This is a genomic window from Methanocrinis sp. (assembly GCF_049974945.1).
Classification (GTDB): domain Archaea; phylum Halobacteriota; class Methanosarcinia; order Methanotrichales; family Methanotrichaceae; genus Methanocrinis.
This window is the reverse complement of the sequence record NZ_JBNGCU010000107.1, coordinates 1-4,994: the sequence shown is the minus strand read 5'-3', so window position 1 is coordinate 4,994 and position 4,994 is coordinate 1. Positions and strand designations below refer to the sequence as shown.

The 4,994-nt window shown below is 62.1% G+C and carries 4 protein-coding genes; 3 read left to right on the top strand and 1 reads right to left on the bottom strand.

The window, feature by feature from the left end; translation table 11 throughout:
- The 3 genes from ACP5EL_RS09015 to ACP5EL_RS09005 all read left to right on the top strand — a co-directional run.
- The coding region (locus ACP5EL_RS09015; RefSeq protein ID WP_428402180.1) for an AAA family ATPase at positions 1-467 on the top strand (467 nt) is incomplete at its 5' end.
- On the top strand, positions 464-1,204 hold the full coding sequence (locus ACP5EL_RS09010; RefSeq protein ID WP_428402179.1) for an MBL fold metallo-hydrolase: 741 nt from the start codon (positions 464-466) through the stop codon (positions 1,202-1,204). The genes ACP5EL_RS09015 and ACP5EL_RS09010, both read left to right, overlap by 4 nt.
- Positions 1,205-1,245: 41 nt before the next feature.
- Complete coding sequence (locus tag ACP5EL_RS09005; protein WP_428402178.1) at positions 1,246-2,910, top strand: hypothetical protein; 1,665 nt, start codon at positions 1,246-1,248, stop codon at positions 2,908-2,910.
- Between the two features lie 6 nt (positions 2,911-2,916).
- Here ACP5EL_RS09005 and ACP5EL_RS09000 read toward each other — a convergent pair whose 3' ends face one another.
- Positions 2,917-4,512: a C25 family cysteine peptidase gene (locus tag ACP5EL_RS09000; protein ID WP_428402177.1), complete on the bottom strand. Its 1,596-nt coding sequence runs from the start codon at positions 4,510-4,512 to the stop codon at positions 2,917-2,919.
- Positions 4,513-4,994 lie beyond the last annotated feature (482 nt).

Genomic DNA, 4,994 nt, shown 5'->3' with positions numbered 1-4,994 from the left:
CCTGCATCCTCTTCATAGACGAGTTCGACTTCGTGGCCAAGACCAGGACCTCCGATGAGCACGGCGCGATCAAGAGGGCCGTGAACACCCTTCTTAAGGCGATCGACGACGTCAGCCTCGTCGAAGACGGCGTTCTCCTCATCGCCGCGACAAACCACCCGCAGCTCCTCGACTACGCGGCCTGGAGGCGGTTTGACAAGATCGTCAGCTTCCCGCTCCCGGACCTTTTGATGAGGCGAAAGATCTTCGAGAAGGTCCTGGCGAAGATCGACGCCCAGGTGGACGCTGAAGTTCTGGCCGAGAGGTCCGAGGGCTACTCCGGCTCGGACATCAGGCTGGTGGTTAGGGAAGCCGTTCTCAACGCCCTCCTGGTGGACAGGAGGTCCATCGACCAGGAGGATATGCTCAGGGGAATCCAGGAGTTCGACCGGAGGATCACCGACCATCGGGGGAGCGCCGCCCCATGAAGGTGACCCTCCTGGGGACCGGCGATGCCATAGGTACGCCAAAGATCGGATGCAGATGTCCCGCCTGCGTCGACGCCCTCTGCGGCGGAAGGAGCAGGAGGCTCAGGTTCTCGATCCTGGTGGAGAACGGCGGTGGAAAGGTGCTCATTGACACCAGCCCCGACCTGCGGTGGCAGCTGATCAGGACTGGAATCAGCCGGGTCGATGGCGTGATCTGGACCCACGCCCACTACGACCACTATGCGGGCTTCGGCGACTTTCACCGGGTCCAGAACAGGGTTCCCGCCTACTCCCTGAAGGAGACGATGGACTACATCCTCAATTACCTCTACTTCATGAGGCCGAAGAGGAACGTCGTCGAGATCGGCCAGCCCTTCGAGATCGCAGGGATGGAGTTTGTCCTCTTCGAGGTGGACCACCCGCCCATCTGCGAGGCGGCGGGGGTCCTGGTGAGGGCGGGGGGAAAGAGGCTGGTGGTGACGGGAGATACCACCCTCCAGATCCCCGAGGCGAGCCTGGAGCTGATGAAGGGTGCCGACCTGATGGTCGCCGACGCCATAACCCCTCCGGGATACACCCTCACCAAGCATATGGACGCGGAGGAGGCAGTAGGCCTCGCCCGCGACCTCTCGGCGAGAGAGGTTGTTTTGACCCACATAAGCCACCTCTTTCCGCCTCATGACCTTGCCGCCAAGAGGTGGCCCCTGGGATACGACATGATGACGATAGAGCTTTGAATAGAAAATTGTTTATATTTTGCCCCCTCGCAAAGACCGATATGGGGGGTGTTCGTCCTTCGGGGGGTGTCTTCGTCGGCGGAACCGTTGTCCTTCTCGCGGTCGTCTCTTTCTTCCTCGTTTTGGCGTCGGGGGCGGATGAGGATCTGATATGGAAGCTCGAGTTCGATGACGCTTTTGTGGCCCCTCCGATACCCGGATTCGGGCTGGAGATGGGCCTTGACGGTGAGGTCTCAAACCCTTCGGACGAGGCGAACTTCGGGACCGAAAGGACCCGAGGGCATCGCCTGGTCATGGAGGATCTCTCGGATCTGCGCCCGGGTTCGAGGAGCGGGGAGGTGGGCGAGGAGAGATATCGGGGGACGAACTTCTCCCTCGAGATTCCGCCGGGCTGGGATGTGACCTCTGACGGTGATCGATATGAGGGAAACCTCACCCTGGAGGGGGATTCCGCTCTTGTTCGAATCGGCTGGTTTGAGGACTTCGGCATCAACCCCGAGAGCTGCCTCAGGCAGGTGATCAGGGCCTATAGGAGCGAGTATCTGCGGTTTTCCGTCCTGACAGCGGAGCAGGGCGATCCGGTCGTCGTTGGCGATCAGAAAGCCTCAAGCCTAAACATATACTACAGGTACGGCGGCCAGGGGGCGCAGAAGCGGATCGTCGCCTGGTGTTCTCCGATCTCGGGCAGGTTCTTCTACACCTCTTTCTGGTCGTCTCCTGAGGTGTGGGATGAAAACCTGGAAAGGTTCGAGCAGGTCCTCGAAAGCTTCAGAGACGAGATCTCCGAGAGCTACGTGGAGCTGGGGCCCCGGCCCGCCACCCTCGACGGCTGGGGCACCGTCCTCTCCGAGACCCTATCGTCATACCACTTTGCGGGCGTGGCGCCTCAGCCAAACCCCATGGTGGCGGTGAAGGTCTCCCTGGTGGGCCATCGGGTGGGGGGAGAGGTCGATCAGATCGCCTCCGAGGAGATCCTCTCTTTGGCCCGGAGGACGGGCGATCCTCCGAGGGAGGCGGTCCTCCAGAAGCTCCTTCAAGAGGCGGGGTATGGGGTTGCGATCCTCAGGTGGAGGGGGGCCTATTGGGTCGTGGCCCAGGATACTGAGGGGGGGTGGCAGGCGATATCCTCGGCAGCCCCGGGCACCGATAGGGGCCTGGGTACCCTGGTCGGACCTGAGGAGGCGGAATGGTACCGGGGGCTGGTGGTGGAAGTGCCAGCGGGGGGGGTGGCCGGGGAAGGGGAGGACGGATCTTCGGCCCGGACCGTCATCGAGAAGGACTGCGATCCGCCCCGACTGATCCATATCGAGCCCTTGGCTGAGGTGAACCTCACCTGGATACTGGGTCTGGTGAACCTTCTGGACCGATACAGCTACACCCAAGAGGGACCCGATCCAGGGTCCTTTCAGCGATCTCAGGTCTGCTGGGCCCTTCTGGAGAGGGAGGGGCGCGACGCTCGGCTCTTGGCTGGCTACCAGGGCCACCCTCTTGGTCGAAGGATGTGGGTGGTGGTGAGCCATCCTGGTGAGGGCTACGTGGCCGTCGACCCGGCCGCCGGAGATGGAGGGGGGCTGGGCGAGATCGTCTCCGGCGCCGGATATTTCGAGGGGGTGGCCTACGAGACGAGCATCCAGTACTCCTGCCTCCACCCCGACCGGGGCCTCTTCATCGATCCGGAGGCGGTCGGGACAGGGGCTCCGGGCTAGATCAGATCAGCGGATCGCCACCAGGGCCGGCCTTGAAAAGACCAAAAATTCTCGTGGGTTTCTCTTGAGGGTGGGGTCGCCGTAGATCGAGAGCTGGGCTGCAGCCGTCTTCTGCGAGCCACCAGCCCTCAAGACCGATTCCCTCATCAGCTCGAAGAGGGCGTCCCCGATCCGGTAGGTCCCCTGCGGTCCAGTCCCGCTGATGTAATCGGGGAAGTGAGCGGCGAAGTAGCTGGGGGTGCCCTGCTCCGTGTTCCTGGCCACGAAGGCCGCGGCCCCCGCCCGCAGAAACTCCGTACCAAAGCTCGGACGATCCCGGTACAGAAGCCCAGAGTTGCAGGAGACGTAGCCGGTTATCACCGGATGGTTGGTCTCGAGATCTACGTCCTCGACGTTCTCGACCCTGAATATCGGGACGTGGTCGTTGGTGGAGAAGGACTGGGGGCTTCCGTGGCCCATGAAGACTATGTAGTCGCTCTCCGAGATCTGCCCGAAGGTCTCCTCTCTCATGTCGCAGTCATCGCAGACCCCATAGGGGGGCGTCGCCCGGCAGAGGCCGCAGGAGGCGTCGTCCTCATCGCAGGCGTCGCCGAGGCCGATCGGCGGCGAAAGCCAGCACTGGGTGCTGAACCGGACCTCGGGGCTCAGCCCGTATCCGCCGGACTCGTGAAGAAAGGTGGCCGTCTCCAGGGCAGCGACGATCCCCGAGGATTCCGTCGAGAGGTCGGGGAGCCTGCCGGCGACGAACCCCTCGTCGGCGATCCCGTCCCCGTCGAAGTCGACGTACCAGGCGTCGGTGGGGTGGTACCAGATTCGGCCGTCGATGGTGACGGTGAGGGGCCTGGGGACCGCCGCCTCTCCGCCCAGGAGGATTAAATAGGCAGGTCCCGTCTCCCCGGCGATCGCCTCCAGGGCGTCCCTGATCTCGTGCCAGTCGGTCGGATCGGCGGCCCGGACCCCGTACTCTGCGAGACACTCCGACGAGTCGAGGACGATGTACCTGGCATCCAGCCCGTCGGTCCTGCCCACGGTCTCGATGTACTCGTCCAGGGCGTCTTCCAGGGCGGTCGTCTCTCTGAGCAGGTTGGTCGTGACCAGGAGGACGGTTCGGGGTCGGGGCTCCATATCGAGGTCGATCTCCATCGTGCTCTCGCTGGTGACGGTGATCTCCCGGACGATCCCGCCCGCTCCGCCGACCCTCCGAGTATAGGGGGCACGGACGCTGACCAGATCGGGGCTGCTCGACTCCATTACGTAGTCTTTGGAGGTGGCGATGTACGAGTAGCTCCCCTCCGGGAGCTCCACCCGGTAGTTCCCGTTGCTGCTGGTGGTGTCAGACCAGGTCCGCCGATCGTCTTCCCGGACGAAGGTGACGGAGACGCCCCGGATCGGATCACCCGTCTCAGCGTCGGCGATCCTCCCCTCGAAGGCGCACGGGTAGATGACGGCCCGAACGTCGGCCAGCCGGGACGGAGCCTCGATGGCCAGCTCCGAGGTCGTCTTATCGATCTTCAGAGGAGCGGGCGCTCCGGCGGCGGCCGAAACCATCAGCGATAGCAGGATAGTTAGGAGAGCAAGATGATGAGCCAAACTTCTTTTCATAAGCGTCAAACCCCCTGGGAGATGAGGACCTCAGTATGTTCCCAGCATTTATAACGAACTTCTGTGCATCATCTATTTGAACAATATTTGATCACCAACGATATTAACGGTTTTTGATGATGATTGCAGGTTGAGGGCGATGGCCAGAACGGCGCCGATGGCCAGATGTTCCGCGTCCAGTTGGAGTGGCGAATCGGCCAGCTCGCTGGGCCGGACCGAAGCATTGATTTACGCCGCTAACCGGGCGGGAAGTGGTTCCGGACATAATCGGCCCTCTGGGCTTCGTTCCCTTCATTTTTGATCCAGGTGGTGGAGGTTGCGCAAAATAGTTGCGCAACGAGGTCTGCGGTACCCAGCAAGGTTCAATTTTGGAGGCGGTAACGGGACTTCATAGACGATCAGAGATCAAAACTTGGATAGCTATCTAGATCGGTCAGGTCTATCTAGATCGGTCAGGTCTATCTAGATCGGTCAGGTCTATC

Excerpts from the sequence above, each read along its gene's own strand:
- ACP5EL_RS09010 (WP_428402179.1), top strand. The coding sequence starts at position 464 with ATGAAGGTGACCCTCCTGGGGACCGGCGATGCCATAGGTACGCCAAAG.
- ACP5EL_RS09005 (WP_428402178.1), top strand. The coding sequence starts at position 1,246 with ATGGGGGGTGTTCGTCCTTCGGGGGGTGTCTTCGTCGGCGGAACCGTT.
- ACP5EL_RS09000 (WP_428402177.1), bottom strand. The coding sequence starts at position 4,512 with ATGAAAAGAAGTTTGGCTCATCATCTTGCTCTCCTAACTATCCTGCTA.